The following is a 20,717-nucleotide window of genomic DNA, read 5'->3' on the forward strand; positions in this document are numbered from 1 at the left end:
ACGCGCCACGAGTTCCACGGCGAGTGGAACTACACACTCCACCCCGCACCCGACGACACGCCCGAACCGAGCTAGATTAATTCATCACAAGCCCTAATCACTGCTACCACGGGTATCACGCCTCCGGGGGGCCCGCCGGAGTTGGTGAAGCCGTCGGTCGCGCCGTCCGGTCCTCGCTGATATCGGTGATGATGATCGATCTCGTATTGGATCTCGCCATCTACGGTGGTGCCTCGACTGTGCACATCACGGGGTAGACAGTGACTACTCGAACTCGACACTCCCAGCGGCTGCCCCTTCTCGGTTTCGCCGCGGTCATCGCTGTCGGCGCGTTGGTTGCGGCGGCGATCGCCCAATTCAACCAAGCCTTCACTCGATCGGAGATCGTGACCCTCATGTCGCCGCGCGCTGGCCTTCTCATGGAACCGGGCGCAGCGGTAAAGCTCCGTGGCGTGCCCGTCGGCACCGTTGGCGATATCGATGTGGACGCCGACGGTGCGCGGCTGCACCTGAACATCGATCCCGACCGCATCTCCGAGATTCCCGGCGATATCCAGGCCCGAATCGTTCCGCCGACAGTTTTCGGGGTCAAGTTCGTCGATCTGATCTCCGATACGGAAGCCACCCCCGCGAACCACCTCCGACCGAATACCGTTCTCTCCACCGATGACGTCACCGTCGAGCTGAATTCGACCTTCGACTCGGTGATGAAGGCACTCGCAGCCCTCGATCCACAGAAACTGAACACTGCGCTCGGGTCCGTTGCCAGGTCCGTCGACGGTAAGGGCGATCAAATTTCGAATATCATGCGTAAACTCGACGAGTACCTCAACAAGTTCAATCCCAATCTCCCTGCCGTGGTCGATACGCTGCCTGCCGCAACCGAAGTGGTTCACGACTATTCACAGTCCTTCCCTCCCCTCATCGAAACCATGTCGAACGTCGGGATCACAAGTGAGACTGTCACAGAACGGCAAGCGCAGTTCGGCGCCTTCTGGCTGTCCATGACGAAGTTCGGCAACGACAACTCCGATTTCCTGCGCAACAACGGCGGTCGGCTCATCACCACTCTGGACGTCCTCGAGCCCACGGTTGGTGTCTTGGAGCGCTATTCGCCGGTGGTGCCGTGCCTGGTCGCGGGCTCGTCCTACAACGCCGACCAGTGGCGCGCGGTAATGGGTGGGCCTGGATACGGGGGTGTCCAGAAGAATATGAGCGCGGAACTGGGCTTCGTTCCCGGGCTTCCCGCCTATGAATACCCGCGTGACTTGCCGAAGACGGGTGTCGACACCGGCCCGGACTGCCACGGCCTGCCGCACGCAAATCCGGATTCCGTCCCCTACGTCGCCTACGACACCGGCGCCAACCCATACCCGGCCAAGAACAACAACATTCAAATCGGGTGGGTTCAGCTCGGGCAGTTCCTGTTCGGAGATCTCGGAACCAAGGGGGCAGGCAACCCATGAAAAACGTTGCGACGACGGTGAAACTGTCGATCTTCTTTCTGGTCGCGGCCATCGCCGCAGCCGTTCTCGGGCTCGCGTTGAACGAAACCCAGACAGGCGGTCCGAAAGCGACGTATCACGCCATATTCACCGATGCGTCCTTCCTGAAGCCGAACCAGGAGGTCCGTATCGGCGGGGTCCGGATCGGAACCGTGGGCGATCTCGAGCTAACCGATGGGAACGAAGTGCGAGTCACCTTCGATGTGTCCGATGCACCTGAGCTGCCCGAGAGCGTCGAGGCCGCGATTCGGTACAAGAATCTGGTGGGCGATCGCTATCTCGAACTCCTACCGGGCGACGGTGATCATGGTGCAGGCCCCTTTCCCGAAGGTGGGACGATCCCGGTCGAGCGCACACGCCCGGCCGTCGATCTCGACGTACTTGTCGGTGGCTTCAAGCCACTGTTTCGTACCCTCGATCCCGAGCAGGTCAATTCCCTGACCGGATCGCTCATCGCCGCATTCCAGGGTGAATCTGGTTCGATCGCCAAATTGATGGCCTCGACAGCCTCGCTCACGTCGACGCTGGCGGATCGCGACCAGGTCATCGGTCAGGTCATCACCAACCTCCGCGACGGCTTCGGCGTCATCAGTAGCCGGGACCGCACAGTGACCGACCTGATCGACCAGTTGCAGGGCTTGGTTTCTGCCCTGTCCGAGGGCCGCGACCCGGTATCGCAGGCAGTGGTGCAGATCAACGGTCTGACGTCATCGGCGGCGGATCTGCTGTCGCAGGTCCGTCCTGATCTGAAGGATTCTCTGCCGAAACTCCAGCAAGCCTCCACCACGATCAACGACAACACCGCTTCGCTGGAAGGCACGCTGCAAGAGCTACCGGAGACCTACCGAGCAGTCAGCCGGATCGGGGTCAGCGGCGACTTCTTCAACTTCTTCCTCTGCAACCTGCGATTCCAATTCGACCCGTTAGGTCAGGATGTCAAGACTCCGTGGATCAACAGTGACATTGCCCGCTGCAACGGAGAGCCGGTGAAATGAAACAACTACGACTCCCCCGCTGGAGCGCAGCCGGTCTCGGTTTCGTCGGCACCGCAGTAATCTTGGTAAGCCTCGTCGCCGTCCTCGCGATCAACGGAGGCATGGGCTCGTTCGGTGGCAGAACTTATCGTGCGGCGTTCACCGAGGCTGGAGGCATCGCATCCGGCGACAGCGTCATCGTCTCGGGGGTCCACGCCGGCAAGGTAGACGAGGTCGAGCTGATGGACACCTGGGTACAGGTCACCTTCACCATCGACAACGACTCGGTGGAACTTGGTGATCTCACCTCTGCCCAGATCAAGGCACAAAACCCGCTCGGCCGCAAAGCCTTGCAGGTGGTGCCGGACGGCGACGAACAGCTCGGTGCCAACGAACTGATCCCGCTCGACCGCACGACGCCACCCTACGACGTCGCGGCCGCGCTGGAGGATCTGACGAAGAACGTGAGCGACATCGATACTCCTCGCGTAGCGGAGTACCTGGATGTCCTTTCCCAGACCTTCGACGACACCACCGACGAGATGCGGCCCTTTCTCGACGGAATGAAACGTATTTCGGCGACCGTCGGAAGCCGCGACCAGGCGGTTGAGGATCTCTTGGCGAGTACCGCCAGCGTGTCCGGAATCCTCGCGAGCCGAGATACCCAAATCCAGCAACTCATCGGAGACGGCTCGACGTTGATATCGACACTGAACGAACAACGCCAGGCACTCGACCAACTGTTCAACAACACCTCGGCCCTGTCGGTGCAGTTGAAGGGGACCGTGACCGACAATCAGGAACAACTCCGTCCTGCGCTGGATCAACTGGACGGCGCGCTCGCGCTCCTCCAACGCAACCGCGAGTCAGTCGCGGGGACCCTGACCGGTGGTGCCGGAGTTCTCCGCGCCCTGGGAGAAGTCCTGTCCGCCTTCCCCGGATTCAACCTGTACATCCCGAACCTCGCTCCGACCAACCTGATTCCCGGCCTGCCGGAACTGATGACGGGAGGCAAATGATGTCCCCCACGACCAGCCGCACAAGGCGGTGGGCATACCTTGCGACCGGCATCGTCGCCGTCATCACCATAGTATTCGGCACGATCACCGTGTGGAACCACGTCGCACCGACAACACGGGTCACCGCGCACTTCGAGCGAGTCAGCGGACTCTACACCGATGACGAGGTACGCATCCTCGGCGTCAAGGTTGGAAAGGTCACGGCGGTCGAACCACACGGTGACGAAGTCGTCGTGACCTTCGAGTTCGACGGCAACCGCAAAGTGCCGGCCGACGCGATGGCCGCCATCGTCGCCCCTGCCCTCGTCAGCGGACGATACGTTCAACTCGCCCCTACGTACACGGGCGGACCCCAGCTCACCGACGGCGCCGACATACCGATCGAACGCACGGCGGTGCCGGTGGAATGGGACCAGATCAAAGATGAACTGACAACCCTCACAGACGCGCTCGGGCCCCAGGACAGTGACCGAACCGGCTCCCTGGCGCGGTTCGTCGACAGTGCCGCCGCTGGATTCGAAGGCAATGGCCAATCACTTCACGAGACCATATCCGCGCTACACGATGCCGCGACAACCATTGGACGGAGCAGCACGAACCTGTTCGCGACGGTCGACAACCTCAACAAGTTCATTCGTGCGATGAACCAAAGCGACGCGCAGATACAAACTCTCACATCGCAGTTAGCCTCGATTGCCGCGTTACTGAACGACAACCGGGCTCGAATGGCAGAAGCGCTCACACAGCTGGATGAGGCCCTGCGCGCGGTGTCCGATTTCGTCCTGCAAAACAAGGACCGAATTCAGTCGAGCGTCGGCCAACTCAGCGACGTCGCCACCATGGTCCAAGAAAACCAGACAGCACTAGCCAACGTGCTGCACTCGCTCCCGATCACCTTGGCCAACTTCTACAACATCTACGACCCGAATTCGCATTCCTTCACCGGCAGAATCGCGCTGCCACACTTCGGCGACATACCGACCTTCGTGTGCCAGACCGTCTTCTCCCTCGGGGGCACCCTCGACGACTGCCGCGCATCTCTCGACCCGTATCTCGAGCAGTTCAACAACCCGAATCTACCGCTGGGCTTCAACATCTTGAACCGCCCCGGCACCACCAACCAAACACCGCCAGGGGCAGCGCCTGTCCCCGGAACACCACCGATCAATACCGGCGCACTGGGATCCCTCTTCGGAATTCCGGGAGGACAGAAATGAGCCACACACTCCGCCGCATCAGCGCGTGCACCGCCCTCACCCTCACCGCCGCCACCCTCACCGGGTGCGGGTTCAAGGGTGTCAACTCGATCGTCCTGCCTGGTGAAGGAACGGGCGACGACAGCTACACCGTCTCACTCCAGTTCGACAGCGTCGCCAACCTCGTTCCAAATTCCGAAGTCAAATTGAACGACGTCACAGTCGGAACAGTGAAATCGATCCGCCTGGACGGCTGGCAACCGATTGTCGAGGTCGGGATACGCGGTGACGTCGTTCTGCCGGCCGACACCACCGCGGCGGTAAGCCAGAAGAGTCTCCTCGGCGCCCAAATCGTCGAGCTCGCTGTCCCACCGGATGGACAGAACACCGGCCACCTCGACGACGGTGCCGTGATACCACTCGATCGCACCTCCAAGTTCCCGGAGACCGAGGAATTACTCGGTTCGTTGTCACTGTGGCTCAACGGCGGCGCCGTCGACCACCTGCGAACCATCACCGTCGAGATGAACAAGTCCTTCGGCGGGAACGATCGAACCGTGCGGAACCTCATCGATCAACTCAACGCGCTGGTCGGAACTCTCGACAGCCAGCGCTACGAGATCACCAGCCTGATTGACCAGATGGACAACTTCGGTAAGAGCCTCACAGATCAAAAGGTCGAACTCGGCAGTGCGATAGAACGACTCGAACCTGGGTTGACCGTACTGAACAGACAGTCGAACGACATCGTCAACGCCGCCGGCGCGATGGCGACCTTCGGAGACCTCGGCACCCAGGCCGTCGAGGGATCACGCGAGTCGCTATTATCGATCATGTCGGATCTTCAACCGATCCTTGACAGCCTGGTGACCGCTGCTCCGGACCTACCGAACGCCGCCGACATCCTCCTCACCCTGCTGTTTCCGGTCAGCACTCACGACAACGTCCTCAAGGGCGACTACCTCAGCGCTGCTGGTACTTTCAATCTCACCACCAAGGACCTGGGTGGGGCGTTTGCCACGGCTCCGATCGTGACCGCGCCACCAACCGATGCGGGACGGACACCTGATCCGTTGCAATCGTTGCTGATTCCCGCTCTTCCACACCCCGGGCAGGGTAACTGACATGTTCACACGGTTGATCAAAATGCAGCTCACCGCCTTCGCCATCATCGCGGTCGTGGCCACAGCTGTCGTCCTAGTTCAGTACCTGAAGCTTCCACGTCTGATGGGCTTTCAGCAGTACCACGTCTCCGCGGAGATCACAGACGCGACCGGAATCTACGTCGGCGCCCTGGTCACCCTGCGTGGCGTCGAGGTCGGCAAGGTCGCCGGTCTCGCACTGCACGGAACCGGCGCTCGACTCGACCTCTCCCTCGACGACGCCACGTCGATTCCGGCCGACGTGCACGCCACGATTCGCAGTTCGACCGCCGTCGGCGAACAGTATGTCGAGCTCAACTCCGGAACAGACCAACCGCCCTTCCTGCAAGCCGGTACGATCATCCCCGCCGACCGCACGACCCCGCAAGAGCCCATCACGAACATGCTGACGAGCGTGACCGAGCTTGCACGAGCGATCCCGGCCGACAGTTCCGCTGTGCTTCTCGATGAGATGTCCACCGCTTTTCAAGGTGCCGAACAGGACATACGGGAACTCATCTCGCACGGAGACACCATTGTCACCGAGGCAGTCGACCACGCCGACTCATCCGGCGAAGTGTTCCGCGAGCTTCCTCCCTTCCTACAGACCCAGAGTTCTATCAACGCCGACGTTCAATCACTGACCCGGGATATGGCGTCGTTCACCGCGCAAGTAGCGCAGAGCGACCACGATCTGCGAGCTGTCGTCGACGACGCTCCCACGACGGCAACAGGAATCACCGACCTGGAAGCGGGGATATCCCAGTCGTTGCCGGTGCTGCTCGACAACCTCACGTCCACCGGAGAAGTACTGCGACTCCAGATTCCGGGACTCACGCAGTCCCTGGTGTTGTATCCCGCTGTAGTCGCCGCGTTGCAGACGGCCTTCATCCACACCGACGAGGGAACGTCGATCCGTCTTCGGGTGCGCACCACGGCGAACGACCCGCCCCCGTGCTACGAGGGATTCGATCCTATGTCCGAGCAACGAGCGTGGGAGGACGTCAGCCCGGCGCCGCAACCAGCGGACATGTACTGCAAGGTTGCCCAGGACGATCCGCGGGACGTGCGTGGAGCCCGCAACACCCCGTGTGCGAACGACCAAGAGCTTCGGACCCCCTACTTCGAGGAGTGCCTCGGCAGGCCTCGAGGCAGCCAGCCCGTACCCGTAGGCTCGGTTCCCCCCGTCACGCTGTCATCGCCCGGCTTCCCCGCGCTCCCGCCGTCATCGCCCGCACCGGCGGCTGCGCCGGCACCGGTGCCAGACGGCACTCCTGCCAGCTCGGGACTTCCGGCACAGACAAGTGATTGGAGAACGACGTACGACCCGCGAACTGGGCTGTTGTCAGGTCCGGACGGGCGACTGTATCTGCTGGGCACCGTGTTCGCAAAGGAGCAAGGTATGGAGAAGGAAACATGGAAAAATCTGATTCTGAAGTAGACGGTTCGGACACTGCAGTGGGACTCGTCGATCACGCGGCCCCTCCAACTCCTCGCAAGGCGGACGAAAGCGCGCAGTCGATAGCGACACGAGCCGGGCCGCAGACGGGGGCGGCATGGACCGCGCTCACGCACCGACGGAAGTACCTGGCCCACCACAAGGCCTTCAGTGCCACAATGTTCGTTCTCGTCGCGGCCATCGTCGTTGTCTCGGTCGTAACGGCCACCTTGTGGGGCAGGCTGCAGGACGCGAACCGAGCCGACGCGCAGCGCGCGGCCGTCCTCGACGTTGCTCGTGACGCCTCGATCGGCCTCACAAGTATCAAAGCAGACACTGCGCAGGCCGATATCGACCACGTCCTGAGCATGGCCACAGGTGCCTTCAGGGACCAATTCGCCCAGCAAGCAGCCACCGTCACCCAGATGGTCAGTGACAGCAAGGTCGATTCGGTAGGGAACGTCATCGAGGCCGGTGTCGTCCACGAGGACCCGACAAGTGCACAGGCCCTGACGGCAGTGACCGCGACGGTCAAGAACGCCCAAGCCCCGGACGGCGAGCAACGGCATTTCCGCATGAGAATAAGCCTCACCCAAGAGAACGACCGCTGGATGATCTCGAATCTGGAGTTCGTCGCATGACCGCCACCGAAAGCACAACCATGAAATCATCCGCCACACGTCAGGACGAGTTTTCTGCCGATTCGACGTCGTCCGGTGAGCCGACAGTGACCACCACGGAGGTCTCGATCGAACCGGGCCACCCGGTCACAAGAAGGAGCCACCGGCGAGTTCTTGCCCTCGGGTGCTCGGCGTTCATCCTCTGCGTGCTCCTCGCAATCGGCGCCGTGCTCTTCGGGAAGGTGCGCGCCATGGAGACCACCGACACGTCCCGCGCGGAGGCCGTGGCAGCCGCCCGCGACCTCCTGCCAAAGGTTCTGTCCTACAGCTACGACACCCTCGACGCGTCGCTCACCGGCGCGACCGACGCCCTGACCGGAGAATTCAAGTCAGACTTCCAGCAACTGGTCGACTCCGCCGTCCGGCCGTCGGCCGCCGATCGGAAGATCGTCACGACCACGGCTGTCCAGGACGCCTCGGTAGTCGACGCCGATCAGGCGCATGCAACGGTGCTCGCCTTCATCAACCAGTCGACAACCGCCGCCGACCAGCAAACGCCGAAGATTGACGGTGCTCGCCTTCGTATCGGCCTCGAAAAGGTCGACGGTCGGTGGCTCATCTCCTCGATCGACCCCGTGTGAATGACCTGCCACGCCAAGTCCAGACATGTACACAGCGCACCTGAGCAGCAAGAAGAAGTCGATGAACTCGATTCGACGCGTGGCTCGCTGAGACTTGACCACCGCCCGGAGAGACACCACTAGTTGATGCTCACGCTGGCGATGCTCACCACCATCACCGCCATCGTGAGCAGTGTCGGTGCGCCACTGATTCCTGCCATCACCCCGATACGAAGTCGAATTGACCGATGACGCAGTGGGCACTGACATCGACGTTGCCCTTCGCGGCCGCCACCACCCCGATATCGGCAGACTCGGAGTGGGCGCTGCGTCGGCCGACGATCCTCGCCGGTCTCGTCATGGTGTCTATCGGGACGGTGCTTTCGGCGGTAGCCCCCAACTTCCCCGTTCTGGTTATAGGGCGAGCGCTACAGGGTGTGAGTATCGCACTGACCCGTTGGCACGGGAACTATGCGGATGAGGCGCCGGTTGGGCAGCCGTGACAGCGATGCGGAGGTCGGACTGCTCCCTCGCCTGGAGGTAGGTCAGCACTTCAACGGCCCCCTCGAGAAGGTCGCTCGAACAGCCACACCGCCGGACTACGCGCACAGCCCGGCAGCCGGACTTGGTAACGCGCTCCACAGCGCTGGGAGCGTTGTCGCATCCGGGGCACTGCCCGTCGGATTGAGAATCACGCGCGAAAGCGCGACTCGTAACTGTGCAGCAATCATCGCAGTTCACCGGTGACGCGCGAACGTGCCCGCAGCAAGCGGAATCAGGTGTGATTGGAAGCCGTTCTTGCGCGTGATTACCGGACCGTCAGTTCGTGGAGCTACCAAGCGCCGCATCATGCTCGCAATGGGTGAACACCCCCTACGGGACCGCAGAGCACCGCCATCCATGTCGGGTTCGCGATGTCGCTGGTGATCCCGACCACGCCTTCGGGCTGGTAACGAAGTCCACCAGAAGAACCGGCGGGGTCGCCGAGTGGGGGGGCGAATCCGGTTGCCTCCATGTGACACGAATCCGCGGGACCTGCACTATCAGCTGTGCTTCCCCCTCCTGATCCGTTATCTGTCGATGGCCCGCTGATCGACTTCCAGGTTCCGGCGTCGATGTAAGGCGGTCCATGTGGCAATCCGGCCTTCCAGACAATCTTTCGAACAAGCTTCCCGGCAATTTGGACAACCGACAGAGGACAGCCCACACCACCTGTCCTGTGCCAGCGAATCGTCCTCGAGGCGGACGCCTGGACCTGGGGTGAGGAATCTCGAGTGGCGAACTGGTCTTGGTCAAGGCTGCTGGTAGCCCGGGGATCCGGAGAATTTCGCCATTAGATCTTGCTTGATTCACGTGAGTGGCCGCGGTGGAGGATCTGCGCAGCGCGGATGACGGCGTCGAGGTAGATCGCTGCATCCGCATCGACAACGCCCAGCTCAACCAGCCAGACAGGGCCCTCCGCGCACTCGGCAGCAGCTTCGATCACATGCTCCCATCCAGCCCGAACGGTCAGAATACGAGCAAACCGTAGTGGCAGGCGAGCAGCACGAGCAAAATTCAGTGACAAAACGAAAGATCAACTGTCACAGGACACCACCCATGTAGGTTGTCGTTGGTTCGTTCGTTCTGGTCGGCTTTGTCCTGGGCATTCGAAAGCCTTCTCGCCCTTTGTTCGGACGTTCTTTCGCATTGGCCGTTCGATTCCTTGGCCGGTTGAGACCGTGGCGTGCTGCGCGCTGTCCACCATCTGTCGGATGTGAGCTGGTAGTAGGCGACGCCGAGTTCGGGGCCGCTGCGGCTTCTCGGCAATCGTTCGGATCCGAACGAGGTCCGAACGACCCGTGAGAATCCGAACTTTCCAACGAGAACCCACAACCCAACCCACCCCCACGCTGGCGTGCACACCGCTACTACCTGTCCCGACTCAACGAAACTGATGTCGCAACGACGCTCTGACCAGCTATGCATCAGATAGGCGGCGTCGACCTCGTCGCGCGTGGCTCAACCAATCTGATGCACACGGAACGGGCGGCCTGTTGCCGCGATTTTCCTGGTAACGCAGCACGCCATCGGAGCGCTGGTCAGGGAACTCCGCATCAGATTCACTGCGCCGGGCATCAGTTTGACCGCCGCTGGCATCAGATCCACTGAGTCGACGTCAGATGCACCGCGTCAGGACCCTACCTGTCCCGAGATCACAGACGCCTCACCTGCTGTTCGCCAGGTCTATTGAGTCGCCGCGATCACCTTTGGCTCGGAGAATCTGGCGAGCATGGAACTCGGGGTGCCTCGATTCATTGCCGATCGCGGGTGATCATGTCAGATTCGCCAGGTTCGCTGAGCCGTCCGCCAGATAGCCGTCCACACTCGCCAGATTCACCGAGTTGTCGTGTAGGTTCCGCGCATTGTTGTCACTTCTCGGCGTTTCCGACCTGCAGGTTCTCAACGCCACGTCAGAGCGTGATTCTCACGAACTTGTCGGAATCCTCCCCGTCGACCGCCTTGGTGCTGGCGGTGCCGGTTGCGATGCGGAAGTCGTGCTGGGCGGGTCGGGTGTCGTCGAGGAGGATGGTGGGGGCGGATTCGCGAGACCGTCGAGAGGGAGTCGGCGAGTTCGCTGATCCACAGCAGGGAACGGATGGCCGAAGATTCGGTGCCCATCCGCAGGGTGTCGAATTGTTCGGTGCCACCGCCGAGTTCGGGGATCTCCCCGATGATGCGGGTGGCCATGGACCCGCCGACTTCGCAGGCCCATTCCACCGGGCCGGGACCGATCCGATCGACCGCGTCGGCGACGGTGGCAGCGGTGCTGGCGGATTCGGGAGCGGCCGCGGCCGGACGTAGGTTCCGCAGCCACGCAGTGGCCACCGTGCCGGGGGCGGAGGTGGCGGCCAGAGCGATCACCGCGCCGAGGGGCGTCGCCCACTCCAGCGGTGCCTCGTCGCATCAGGCATGGCGGTGTCCGCTCGCGGTGTGCTCGTGGTGGGGCGTCAACGTCTATCCGTGCCGACGGCTCGGTGCGTGATGAGGGCGGGGCTCTCAGGGATTCCGCGAGGTCGGCAGTCAGGCTTCGGGGCGAGGTGTACGAGGCAGGTCGGTGACCTGGTGGCCACCGGACGTCGTGGGTTTCCATCGGGGCCGGGAACGCTCGTAGGCGTCGATTGCGTCCGCGTGGCGGAGGGTGAGGTCGATGTCGCCGAGGCCTTCGAGTAGTCGCCAGCGGGTGTAGTCATCGATATCGAACGCAATCGCGTGGACTCCGGTGGTGACGGTGCATGTTCGCAGGTCGACGGTGACGGGTCTGGCCGGTTCGGCCTCGACGCTCTTCCACAACCGTTCGATGTCGGGTTGCGGGACTTCGGCGCAGAGCAGACCGGCTTTGCCGGCGTTGCTGCGGAAGATGTCGGCGAACCGCGCGGAGAGCACCGCCCGGAAACCATAGTCCGACAGTGCCCAGACTGCATGTTCGCGGGAGGATCCGGTGCCGAAGTCGGGTCCGGCGATCAGGATGCGGCCCCGGTCGAACGGGGCGGTGTTGAGGACGAAGTCGGGCATGGTGCGCCACTGGGCGAACAGTCCGTCGTCGTAGCCGGTACGGGTGATGCGTTTCATGAACTTCGACGGGATGATCTGGTCGGTGTCGACGTTGCTGCGCCGCAGGGGCACCGCGATCGCGGTGCAGGTGTGAAACGGCTCCATGGAGGGGCCTTTCCAGGGGTGACGGGACAGGGGGTTGCCGGCCGGGCCCAGGCGCTCCGCGGGGAGGGGCCCGGCCGGCAAGTGCGGGGGACGCCGCTAGCTGGCGGGTTGGAGGACGAAGTCGAAGTGGGCGACAAGGAACGGCTCCTCCACGACCCGCCCGTCCGGGGCCGGGCCGGGGGCGTGCTCGACGAACGGCACGATCAGCGCGTCCTTGACGCCGAAGACGACATCGGTGTCGAGGTAGTCGGTGTCCTTCTGGAACAGGTGGGTGATCAGTTTCTTGTATCCGGGCTGCTCGAACATGAAGTGCACGTGCGCGGGCCGGTACTCGCTGATCTCGGTCCGCTCGATGAGTTTGCCGACCGGGCCGTCCATCGGGATGGTGTAGCCGAGCGGGGCGATGGTGCGCACGCAGTAGGTGCCGTCCTCACGGGCCTGGTACTTCGCTCGCAATCGGGCCTCGTCGATCTCGGGCATCTGCGCTTCGTAGGTGCCCGAGGCGTCGGCCTGCCAGACATCGAGGACGGCGCCGGGGATCGGTGCGCCGGAGGTGTCGGTGACCTTCCCGGTGATGAACAGCGGGATGCCCGCGATGCCCTCGGACATGTCGAAGCCGAACGGGGCCGGCGGGGATCCGTCGATGTGGAACGGGCCGAGGACGGTGGCCGGGGTGGCCTGTTCGGCGAAGCGGTTGTTCATCTGCACCACCAGCATGCTCAGCCCGACCACGTCCGAGGCCAGGATGAACTCCTGCCGCTTGTCGTCGCTGATCTGCCCAGTGGCGGTGAGCCATTCGATGGCCGCCATCCACTCGTCGGAGGTCAGCTCCACTTCGCGGGCGTAGTCGTGGATGTGACGCACCAGCGCCGTCATCAGCTCGGCGACCCGCGGGGACCGGGCGGTGGACCACCGTTTGATGGCGAGGTCGGTGATGTTGTCCTCGTTGACGAAGGCCATCGTCGTCTCCTTGAATCTCAGTTCGTGAATAGGGGTGGTCAGTGGGCCGAATCGGCGGCGGTATCGGGGTCGACGTAGACCGCGTTGCGGTCGACGCTCATGTAGATGTCGTGGGCGATCGGGTTGCGGCGTTCTTCGGCGATCTGACCGAGCAACCCGGCGCACCGGGCGAGCAGGGCGAAGCCGCGGAGCAGTTCGACCGGCAGGCCGAGATCGGCCAGGGCCGCCCCGCACACCCCGGCGCCGTTGAGCGGCAGAGCGCGTCCGACGCCGCGTTCACTCATCCGGCCGATCGCCTCGAACAGTTGCAGGTGCGGGCCGCGCAGCCCTTCCTCGGTGGCGATGCCGATCAGCACCGGGGTGCGGGGGTCGCCGTCCTTGTGATTGGGATGGCCCAGGCCGGGAACGTGTTTGCCGAGCTTCTTCTGGCGGGCGATGGCATCGAGCGCCATCTGGTCCCACTCGTCCTCGGTTGCCGGCAGCGGGCCTTCGTGCGCGTTCAGGGCGGCGTGCAGGAACTGTCCGCAGTCCTCGGTGACGCCGAGGAAGCGGGAGCCGCCGCCGAGCAGACCGGCGGCGATCGCCCCCTGCAGGGAATCGGGGGCGCTGAGGTACGTCACCCGGGCGGCGATGGCGGTGGGGGTGAAGCCGTGGTCGGCGAGGGCGACGAGGACGGATTCGAAGACCCGCAGTTCCCCGGGGCTGGGTCGGCGCATCGCGACCAGCCAGAAGGCGAGCTCTCCGAAGCCGACCTTGCCCATGAGATCGCCGGCCAGGTCGTGGCCGAGGAGGTTGATCTCGGTGGCGGTGGAGGTTCCCAGGGAGGTGGGGTACCGGGGTGTGGTGGGGTCGGTGGTGGTCATTTCTCTCCGTACGCTGCGGCTGTGGCTGTCGTGGCGGCCAGCCAGGAGCGGATCTCGTCGGTGTCTTGGCCGAGGGTGGGCGGGGCCAGGTCGTAGCGGGGTTCGATGCCCGAGAACGAGATCGGGTTGCGCACCCCGGGCACGGTCTGCCCGGTCGGCCCGACCTGCACGATCGGTGCCAGGCCGAGCTTCTCGGCGTACTGCACGCCCTGGGCGATGGTGTTGATCGGCCCGTTCGGGACACCGACCTCGTTGAGTTTGGCGAACCAGTGTTCCGCCGATTGGGTCTGCAGCCGTTCGACGAGCAACGGGCGCAGTTCCTCCCGGTGCTCGGTGCGGTCGGCGTTGCGGGCGAAGCGTTCGTCGTCGGCCAGTTCGGGAACGCCGAGGACCTCGACGAGCTTGCGGAACTGGCCGTCGTTGCCGGCGGTGACGATCAGATCGTTGTCCGCGGTCGGCAGCGGCTCGTAGGGGAACAGGCTGGGGTGGGCGTTGCCCATCCGGTTCGGGGTGACCCCACCGGCGACGTAGGCGGAGGTCTGGTTGACCAGCCCGCTCATCGCCGACGCCAGCAGGCTCGTCTCGATGTTCTGGCCCTTGCCGGTCATCGACCGGTGCCGCAGGGCGGCAAGGATTCCGATCGTCGAATGCAGACCGGCCATCACGTCGAAGACGCTGATCCCGGCACGGTAGGCGGGCCCGTCCGGGTCGCCGGTCAGGCTCATCAACCCCGACATCGCCTGAACGATCAGGTCGTACCCGGGCAGGGACGCGCCCTCGGCGGAGCCGAATCCGCTGATCGAGCAGTAGATCACCGTCTCGTTGCGTTCCTTGACCGACTCATAGTCGAGGTCGAACCGCTTCAGGCCGCCGGGCTTGAAGTTCTCGACCACGATGTCGGCGCGGGCAGAAAGGGCGTGGGCGACGGCGAGGTCGCCGGGGTCCGTGAAGTCGAGGACGATCGACTTCTTGTTCCGGTTGATCGCCGCGTAGTAGGTCGAGACGCCGTCCGGGCGGACCGGGGGCACCCAGGATCGGGTGTCGTCCCCGCCGGGGCTTTCGACCTTGATCACCTCGGCGCCCATGTCGGCGAGCAGCATGGTGGCATAGGGGCCGGCCAGGACCCGGGAGAAGTCGGCGATGACGATGCCGTCGAGCGGCCGCGGCGGCCGCGGCCCGGTCGTGGATTGCGAGCTCACGTGAACATTTCCTTTCGAGTGGACCCCAGCGGGGTCCGGTGGGAGCGGGTCAGCCCTCGACGAGGTCGAAGGCGAACAACCGATCCCGCGAGGCCTCGGCACGCCGGCGGACCTCGCCGAGGTCGAGGCCGACGAGCCGTCCCCGATATTTGCGGACCTGCCCGGCCACCAGGACGGTGTCGATGTTGCCGGGGTGCCCGGCGCCGACGATGCTCGCGGCAACGTCGTTGGCGGGCAGCAGGTTGGCGTCGTCGAGCCGGAGCACGATCAGGTCGGCATCCTTGCCGACGGTGATGCTGCCGGTCTTGTGGTCCAGGCCCGAGGCGCGGGCGCCTTCGATGGTGGCCATCGCCAGCAGGTCGGCGGGGGTGAAGGCGGGCAGGGTGTCGTAGGTGGCGGGGTCGATGCTGATGCCCACGTTCTGCGCCGACAAGGCGGCGCGCATGACGTTGAACATGTCCCCGGCGACCGAGGCCTCGGTATCGATGCTCAGGCTGGGGCGAATCCCGTTGGCCAGCAGGCGTCCGGTGGCGGGGGCACCGAGACCGGGCAGGACCGCCTCGACCGCCGCGGAGACCGAGGCGTGGCCGCCGGAATCGGCGAGCATCTTCAGTTCCTCGTCATCGCTCGTGCAGCAGTGGATGAACAGCAGGTCCTCACCGAGCAGTCCGGCGTCGCCCAGGGACCCGATGCCGCGGAACTGCGGCCCCCACGGCCCGTTGCCGACGTGCATGCTCGACCGGATGCCCAGTTCGCGGGCCATCGCGAGGTCTTGGGTGGTGACCTCGAGGGTGGACAGTTCGGGGCCGCGGAGCATGGCCTGGAGGGTGACCAGGGCGTCGTCGTCCGCCAGCACCTCCGATCGCACCCGCCTGATGTCCTCGGGGTGGGTGGCCTCGCCGCGCAGCATCCACTTGTTCGAGTCGATCGACGGCCACCCGAAGGCGAAGACGCCGCGGATGCCGGAGTCCCGCAGCGCGGTGATCGCGGCGTCGGTGTGTTCGGGGCTGTTCTGGATGTGCGATTCGTCGCGCAGGGTGGTGATGCCGGCGTCGAGGGCGCCGAGCGCGCCGACGAGGTTGCCGATGTAGACGTCCTCGGGGGCGAACTGCGGGCCCCAGGTCACCTGGATGTGCTGGCGGTATTTCGGGAAGTCCCAGCCGGTGCCGACCTGGCGGATCGCGCCCTGCCAGGTGTGCCGGTGGGTGTCGACGAAACCGGGCAGCACGGCGCGGTCGGTGCCGTCGAGGACGGTGGCGCCGGTGGCATCGAGCGAGGAGCCGACCTCGACAATTTTGCCGTCGTCGATGAGGACGTCGCCGATGAAGTCGCCGAGATCCTCGTCCTGGGTGAGCAGGTGCGCGCCCTGGATCAGGATGCGACCCTGCGGAACCTCGGTGGTCTTCGCGCTGGTCATCGGGGAACTCCTTCGTCGTTGAGCCGGTCGGCGAACCAGTCGGCGATGCGGGTGTGCTTGTCGTGCGAGTGGTTGTAGATGCAGTGATCGCCGTCCGGGAACTCGCTGAAGGTCTTGTCGATCGATCCGGCACCGTCGTAGAGGGCGCGGGCGTTGTCGATCAGGAACACCTGATCGGGGGTGCCGTGCATGACATGCAGCGGGCAGGTCAGCGAGGACAGTGCCGATTCGGCCAGTACGAAGGTGTCCATCACCGACCGGGCCTCGTCCGGGTCGGAGATGCCGAGGAGGGCCTGCACCTTGGTGACGAATCGGTGGTAGCGGTCGAGGATCTCCGCGGGCCGGACGGTGCCGCCGTTGACGGTGCACGCCGCAATTCGGGGGTCGGTGGCGGCGACCAGGGCGGCGAGGAAGCCGCCCATGCTGTTGCCCCAGATGCCGACCCGGTCCGACAACCGCTCGTCGGCCTGCAGGTGATCGACCATCGCGGAGAACGCCTTCTCCACTCCTTGGGTCAGGTGCAGGCCCTGCAGCACCCGGGTTTCGCCCTGGCCGGGGCCGTCGACGAGGAGCACCGCCACCCCGCGGGCGAGCAGATACGTTGCCCCGACGTGGTATTCCTCGCGCCACCCGTCGAACCCACCCATCACGATGACCACCGGTGGTTTGCTCACCCCGGCCGGGCGGAGCAACCAGCCGCGCAGTTCGGCGTCCTGGTACGCGATTCCGACGTGCTCGACCGGCGGGTCGGTGAGAGCGCCTGCGGCCCCGTAGTACTCGATCAGCGTGTGGTACATCGGTTTCTTGCGGGGATCGGTGTCCGGCAGCGGGACCTGCCCGACCCGGTAGCACGCGCTGGCGCGCAGGTAGTCGGCGCGGGCGGTGAGCAGGTGCCCGGCCGCCGCCGCGTCCGCCGCGCCTGCGGCGATCCGCGCGCCGACCCGGGCGCCGGCGTCGGGCCAGGGCACCCCGGAGTCGGCGAGTGCGTACAACTCGGTCACGTCGGCGTAGTCCATGCCGTTGCCGATCAGGCGCTGGGGCGGCATGGCCCGCTTGTGGGCATCGACCTCCGCCTGCCACGGCGCGGTGTCCGTGGCGGCGGGGGTGTCGTGTTCGGTATTCGTCATCGCTTAGACCGTGGCGGGCTGGGCGTCGGGCTGCGGAACCGGTGCGGGGGCGGGGAATCGGCCGGCGAAGCCCTCGGCCAGCGAGTCGAGCAACAGGCCGGCATCGGCCGGGTCGGCCACACTGCCGAACAGCCAGAAGTCCGGTCGGACCAGAACGGCGGTACGGCCCAGTGCGGTCAGCCAGGTGCTGTAGGTGCCGTCCACGTCGATCACCGGGGCGCCGGAACCGGGGGCGCCAATGTGGGCGGTGACGATGCCGATCCGGTCGACGAAGTCGCGCTGGCGGTCGGTCAACGACGTCAGGGCGGCGGCGTCGGTGGTCAGCAGCACCCAGCCCTTGCCGACCAGGTCGTCGAACAGGCCGGTCGATCCGTCGACCTGCACCATCCCCTGGCAGCCGACCGTACCGGCGGTCGGGTCGTCGGGGCGGACGAAGGAGGTGGGGCCGGGGATCTGCGGGAACGGCGGGGTCAGCGACGGATCCGCCAGTGCCGCCTTCATGCCCTGATCGCGCATTTCGGCGATCGCGGGATCGGTGATCACGCAGGACAGACCGATCTCGCGGGAGAGGTTCATCCACGCCACGAAGATAGGTTTGCGGTCGGCGGTGTAGCTGTCGAGGATCTGCGGGGACGCCTGCCCCTTGAGCACCAGATCGAATCGCCAGGCCAGCGAGGAGGCGTCGCGGATGCCGTTGCACATGCCTTCGCCGGCGAACGGCCACAGCACATGTGCGGCATCGCCCGCGAGGAAGACCCGCCGGTCCTGCCAGTGCTCGGCGACGACCTCGCGGAACCGGTAGACCGGGCGGCGCAGGATTTCCACGTCGTCGGGTCCCACCCACGGGGACAGCAACTCCCAGACGCGTTCTTCGGTGAAGTCTTCCGGCTTCTCACCGGGCAGCAGGGTCCATTCCCAGCGGTGATGCTGGGCGCCGAGCTGGAACAGGCAGCCCGGTCGGGCCGGATCGGCGAACTGACCGTTGTCGAACTCGAAGTTCAACTTACGCTTCTCTTTACAGTCGACCACGAGCTGTTCGTAGTCGCAGTTGCCGACCCAGCTCTTGATGCCGAGGGCTTCCCGGATGGAGCTGTTCGCGCCGTCCGCGGCCACCAGGTACTTGGCGCGCACCCGCGTGCGTTCGCCGGTCTTGCGGCTCTCGAGGGTGACGGTGACGCCCTCCTCGTCCTGCTCGAAGTCCACCGCCTTGGTGGCCATGGTGACGTCGACGTTGCCGGTGTCGCTGACGGCGCCGTTCATCGCGAGCTCGAGGTAGTTCTGGTAGAAGATCCAGTGCCCACGGTGCCCGTGCGGGCCGGTCGTGCTCCAGTCCAGGCGCAGCAGCAGGTCGCCGTCGAACGCCTTCGTGCGCATGTCGTACATCTCCCACGGCACCGCGTCGGACTTGAACTCCTCGGCGATCCCGATCTTCTGCAGCGTGCGCACGATCTCGTCGTCCATGTGGCCGGCCCGGGACAGCCCGTAGAGGGTTTCGTGGGCTTCGAATGCCGCAACCGAGTGCCCGGCCTGGCCGAGCTGGGTGCTCATCATCTGCCCTACAGGTCCGAAACCGATGACGACGACGTCGTAGGTTTTCATCGCTGGTGATCCTTTCGAGGTTCTTCGTTGTCCGCCCGACCGCAGGCGGGCTGTGGGTGCTCATGCAGTGCGCGCAGGAACACCGATGGCTTCCGGTGTTTGTCTTCGACTTCCGCCCGCCGCACCGTCACCGGTTCGCTCGCGGCGGCGCGCTGCACATCTTCAGTTTTGCTTCACCCGAACGATCTCTCAACGGCAAACGTGCTGTTCAAAAGATTATCGTCCGTCTGGCGGACAGTGGTCCGTTGGTGTAGGTTCAAGAATGCCCCGCCCGAACCGATGTGTCAAGCGTCATAGAGTTGGTCGACTGTGAGAGCAGACGCCGAGGCGGCACCATCGAGCGGGGTCGGCTCGAGCTAATACTGGAGACCGAACGACACACACCGAAGGGGGCCACAATGGCCGAACGAGGGACCGGTCCCGATTTCATTGAGGCCCTGGCCAGGGGCCTGCACGTGCTGAAAATCTTTGCCCCCGACCGGCCGGTGATGTCCCTGAGCGAGGTTGCCAAGGAAACCGATCTCGCCCGCCCCACCGCGCGGCGCATCCTGCTCACCCTCGAAGAGCTCGGCTACGTGCGCTCCGGACACAGCGGATACACCCTCACCCCGCGCGTTCTCGAACTCGGAATGGCCTACATCGGCGCCCTGAGCCTGTGGGACATGGCCCGACCGCACCTCGAGGAACTGGTCTCGCACACCGGCGAATCGTCTTCTATGGCCCAACTCGACGGCTCGGACATCGTCTACGTCGCCCGGGTCGCCGTACCGAAACTCATTGCCCTGCGAGTCGACATCGGCACCCGGTTCCCCGCCCTGGTCACCTCACAGGGAAGGGTCCTCCTCGCCGCGCTCAGCCCGGAATCCGCCCGCGCCGTACTCGACGAGCCCAGCCGCTCCGGGCTATCGACGCGCGAATACACGCCGGCGCAGATCGACGACCTGCTCGCCGAAACCCGGGAACGCGGCTGGGCCCTCGCCGACCAGGACCTCGCCCCCGGCGTCCGCTCGATCGCAGTGCCGGTCCGCGACGGTCACGGGACCGTACGAGCAGCCATGAACGTCACCGTGCACGCCGCCGAAACATCCGTCGAGACCCTCACCGACAAATACCTCCCACTCCTCCTCGACGCCGCCGCCGATACCACCACTGACTGGGCGTCCTGGCAGAGCCGGCCCATCGAAGCCGCGCCGCGCAATTCAGAACGACGAATCGTCTGAGTCGTCGGCGGGCGGCACTACTGCCGTCACCAAGATGGTTTGTCGAGAGCCGATCGCGCGCAGAACTGCGTCCAGCGATACGGCTCGTGACCGTTGTCCCGGTGACCATTTCCCGCAAC

At 64.8% G+C, this 20,717-nt stretch carries 20 protein-coding genes; 11 read left to right on the top strand and 9 right to left on the bottom strand.

What is annotated here, in order from left to right:
• The first annotated feature begins 83 nt into the window (after window positions 1-83).
• Genes ACFVJ3_RS46165 through ACFVJ3_RS46205 form a run of 9 tightly spaced genes read left to right on the top strand, consistent with a single transcriptional unit; the run spans window position 84 to window position 8,535 of the window.
• Window positions 84-257: an ABC transporter permease gene (locus ACFVJ3_RS46165; protein ID WP_378458468.1), complete on the top strand. Its 174-nt coding sequence runs from the start codon at window positions 84-86 to the stop codon at window positions 255-257.
• 3 nt (window positions 258-260) lie between these two features.
• Window positions 261-1,466 carry an MCE family protein gene (locus ACFVJ3_RS46170; RefSeq protein ID WP_378458449.1) on the top strand — a complete coding sequence of 402 codons (1,206 nt, stop codon included), beginning with the start codon at window positions 261-263 and terminating at the stop codon, window positions 1,464-1,466.
• A 17-nt stretch (window positions 1,467-1,483) separates the two neighbouring features.
• On the top strand, window positions 1,484-2,500 hold the full coding sequence (locus ACFVJ3_RS46175; protein ID WP_378458450.1) for an MCE family protein: 1,017 nt from the start codon (window positions 1,484-1,486) through the stop codon (window positions 2,498-2,500).
• The gene (locus ACFVJ3_RS46180; RefSeq protein WP_378458451.1) at window positions 2,497-3,498 is read left to right on the top strand and encodes an MCE family protein; all 1,002 of its coding nucleotides are present in this window, start codon (window positions 2,497-2,499) and stop codon (window positions 3,496-3,498) included. The genes ACFVJ3_RS46175 and ACFVJ3_RS46180 overlap by 4 nt, the downstream gene beginning before the upstream one ends.
• On the top strand, window positions 3,498-4,715 hold the full coding sequence (locus ACFVJ3_RS46185; protein ID WP_378458452.1) for an MCE family protein: 1,218 nt from the start codon (window positions 3,498-3,500) through the stop codon (window positions 4,713-4,715). Before ACFVJ3_RS46180 ends, ACFVJ3_RS46185 begins: the two co-directional genes overlap by 1 nt.
• A complete protein-coding gene (locus ACFVJ3_RS46190) occupies window positions 4,712-5,818 on the top strand; it encodes an MCE family protein (protein WP_378458453.1) in 1,107 nt (368 codons plus the stop codon). Before ACFVJ3_RS46185 ends, ACFVJ3_RS46190 begins: the two co-directional genes overlap by 4 nt.
• 1 nt (window position 5,819) lies before the next feature.
• Window positions 5,820-7,277: an MCE family protein gene (locus ACFVJ3_RS46195; RefSeq protein ID WP_378458454.1), complete on the top strand. Its 1,458-nt coding sequence runs from the start codon at window positions 5,820-5,822 to the stop codon at window positions 7,275-7,277.
• Window positions 7,253-7,915 carry a hypothetical protein gene (locus ACFVJ3_RS46200; RefSeq protein ID WP_378458455.1) on the top strand — a complete coding sequence of 221 codons (663 nt, stop codon included), beginning with the start codon at window positions 7,253-7,255 and terminating at the stop codon, window positions 7,913-7,915. The genes ACFVJ3_RS46195 and ACFVJ3_RS46200 overlap by 25 nt, the downstream gene beginning before the upstream one ends.
• Window positions 7,912-8,535 (top strand): hypothetical protein, encoded by a 624-nt coding sequence (locus tag ACFVJ3_RS46205; protein ID WP_378458456.1) that lies wholly within the window; start codon window positions 7,912-7,914, stop codon window positions 8,533-8,535. The genes ACFVJ3_RS46200 and ACFVJ3_RS46205 overlap by 4 nt, the downstream gene beginning before the upstream one ends.
• A gap of 199 nt (window positions 8,536-8,734) precedes the next feature.
• Here the strand turns inward: ACFVJ3_RS46205 and ACFVJ3_RS46210 are convergent, their stop codons facing one another.
• Window positions 8,735-8,875, bottom strand: coding sequence for a hypothetical protein (locus tag ACFVJ3_RS46210; RefSeq protein ID WP_378458473.1), 141 nt, complete (start codon window positions 8,873-8,875; stop codon window positions 8,735-8,737).
• Here ACFVJ3_RS46210 and ACFVJ3_RS46215 point away from each other — a divergent pair.
• Window positions 8,874-9,017, top strand: coding sequence for a hypothetical protein (locus ACFVJ3_RS46215; protein WP_378458469.1), 144 nt, complete (start codon window positions 8,874-8,876; stop codon window positions 9,015-9,017). The two genes, ACFVJ3_RS46210 and ACFVJ3_RS46215, sit on opposite strands and share 2 nt — an antisense overlap.
• Window positions 9,018-10,956: 1,939 nt before the next feature.
• On the opposite strand, the gene ACFVJ3_RS46220 is transcribed toward ACFVJ3_RS46215, so the two are convergent.
• The 8 genes from ACFVJ3_RS46220 to ACFVJ3_RS46255 form a co-directional block, all read right to left on the bottom strand.
• On the bottom strand, window positions 10,957-11,418 hold the full coding sequence (locus ACFVJ3_RS46220; protein ID WP_378458457.1) for a hypothetical protein: 462 nt from the start codon (window positions 11,416-11,418) through the stop codon (window positions 10,957-10,959).
• A 159-nt stretch (window positions 11,419-11,577) separates the two neighbouring features.
• Entirely contained in the window at window positions 11,578-12,213 is a 636-nt protein-coding gene (gene leuD, locus ACFVJ3_RS46225; protein WP_378458458.1) for a 3-isopropylmalate dehydratase small subunit, read from the bottom strand.
• Between the two features lie 96 nt (window positions 12,214-12,309).
• On the bottom strand, window positions 12,310-13,173 hold the full coding sequence (locus ACFVJ3_RS46230) for a dioxygenase (protein WP_378458459.1): 864 nt from the start codon (window positions 13,171-13,173) through the stop codon (window positions 12,310-12,312).
• Between the two features lie 38 nt (window positions 13,174-13,211).
• Window positions 13,212-14,036 carry a citryl-CoA lyase gene (locus tag ACFVJ3_RS46235; RefSeq protein WP_378458460.1) on the bottom strand — a complete coding sequence of 275 codons (825 nt, stop codon included), beginning with the start codon at window positions 14,034-14,036 and terminating at the stop codon, window positions 13,212-13,214.
• Window positions 14,033-15,235 (bottom strand): CaiB/BaiF CoA transferase family protein, encoded by a 1,203-nt coding sequence (locus tag ACFVJ3_RS46240; RefSeq protein WP_378458461.1) that lies wholly within the window; start codon window positions 15,233-15,235, stop codon window positions 14,033-14,035. Before ACFVJ3_RS46240 ends, ACFVJ3_RS46235 begins: the two co-directional genes overlap by 4 nt.
• Window positions 15,236-15,284: 49 nt before the next feature.
• Window positions 15,285-16,652: an amidohydrolase family protein gene (locus ACFVJ3_RS46245; RefSeq protein ID WP_378458462.1), complete on the bottom strand. Its 1,368-nt coding sequence runs from the start codon at window positions 16,650-16,652 to the stop codon at window positions 15,285-15,287.
• A complete protein-coding gene (locus tag ACFVJ3_RS46250; protein ID WP_378458463.1) occupies window positions 16,649-17,779 on the bottom strand; it encodes an alpha/beta hydrolase family protein in 1,131 nt (376 codons plus the stop codon). Before ACFVJ3_RS46250 ends, ACFVJ3_RS46245 begins: the two co-directional genes overlap by 4 nt.
• A gap of 3 nt (window positions 17,780-17,782) precedes the next feature.
• Window positions 17,783-19,378 carry a bifunctional 3-(3-hydroxy-phenyl)propionate/3-hydroxycinnamic acid hydroxylase gene (locus tag ACFVJ3_RS46255; RefSeq protein ID WP_378458464.1) on the bottom strand — a complete coding sequence of 532 codons (1,596 nt, stop codon included), beginning with the start codon at window positions 19,376-19,378 and terminating at the stop codon, window positions 17,783-17,785.
• Between the two features lie 398 nt (window positions 19,379-19,776).
• Here ACFVJ3_RS46255 and ACFVJ3_RS46260 point away from each other — a divergent pair, with 398 nt between their 5' ends.
• Window positions 19,777-20,598: an IclR family transcriptional regulator C-terminal domain-containing protein gene (locus ACFVJ3_RS46260; protein ID WP_378458465.1), complete on the top strand. Its 822-nt coding sequence runs from the start codon at window positions 19,777-19,779 to the stop codon at window positions 20,596-20,598.
• The last annotated feature ends 119 nt before the right edge of the window (window positions 20,599-20,717 follow it).

The organism is Rhodococcus sp. NPDC127593 (genome assembly GCF_042671975.1).
Classification (GTDB): Bacteria; Actinomycetota; Actinomycetes; order Mycobacteriales; family Mycobacteriaceae; genus Rhodococcus_F.

Coding starts and splice junctions, on each gene's coding strand:
- ACFVJ3_RS46180 (WP_378458451.1), top strand. CDS start 2,497: ATGAAACAACTACGACTCCCCCGCTGGAGCGCAGCCGGTCTCGGTTTC.
- ACFVJ3_RS46185 (WP_378458452.1), top strand. CDS start 3,498: ATGTCCCCCACGACCAGCCGCACAAGGCGGTGGGCATACCTTGCGACC.
- ACFVJ3_RS46190 (WP_378458453.1), top strand. CDS start 4,712: ATGAGCCACACACTCCGCCGCATCAGCGCGTGCACCGCCCTCACCCTC.
- ACFVJ3_RS46195 (WP_378458454.1), top strand. CDS start 5,820: ATGTTCACACGGTTGATCAAAATGCAGCTCACCGCCTTCGCCATCATC.
- ACFVJ3_RS46200 (WP_378458455.1), top strand. CDS start 7,253: ATGGAAAAATCTGATTCTGAAGTAGACGGTTCGGACACTGCAGTGGGA.
- ACFVJ3_RS46205 (WP_378458456.1), top strand. CDS start 7,912: ATGACCGCCACCGAAAGCACAACCATGAAATCATCCGCCACACGTCAG.
- ACFVJ3_RS46215 (WP_378458469.1), top strand. CDS start 8,874: ATGGTGTCTATCGGGACGGTGCTTTCGGCGGTAGCCCCCAACTTCCCC.
- ACFVJ3_RS46210 (WP_378458473.1), bottom strand. CDS start 8,875: ATGACGAGACCGGCGAGGATCGTCGGCCGACGCAGCGCCCACTCCGAG.
- leuD (WP_378458458.1), bottom strand. CDS start 12,213: ATGGAGCCGTTTCACACCTGCACCGCGATCGCGGTGCCCCTGCGGCGC.
- ACFVJ3_RS46230 (WP_378458459.1), bottom strand. CDS start 13,173: ATGGCCTTCGTCAACGAGGACAACATCACCGACCTCGCCATCAAACGG.
- ACFVJ3_RS46235 (WP_378458460.1), bottom strand. CDS start 14,036: ATGACCACCACCGACCCCACCACACCCCGGTACCCCACCTCCCTGGGA.
- ACFVJ3_RS46245 (WP_378458462.1), bottom strand. CDS start 16,652: ATGACCAGCGCGAAGACCACCGAGGTTCCGCAGGGTCGCATCCTGATC.
- ACFVJ3_RS46250 (WP_378458463.1), bottom strand. CDS start 17,779: ATGACGAATACCGAACACGACACCCCCGCCGCCACGGACACCGCGCCG.
- ACFVJ3_RS46255 (WP_378458464.1), bottom strand. CDS start 19,378: ATGAAAACCTACGACGTCGTCGTCATCGGTTTCGGACCTGTAGGGCAG.
- ACFVJ3_RS46260 (WP_378458465.1), top strand. CDS start 19,777: ATGGCCGAACGAGGGACCGGTCCCGATTTCATTGAGGCCCTGGCCAGG.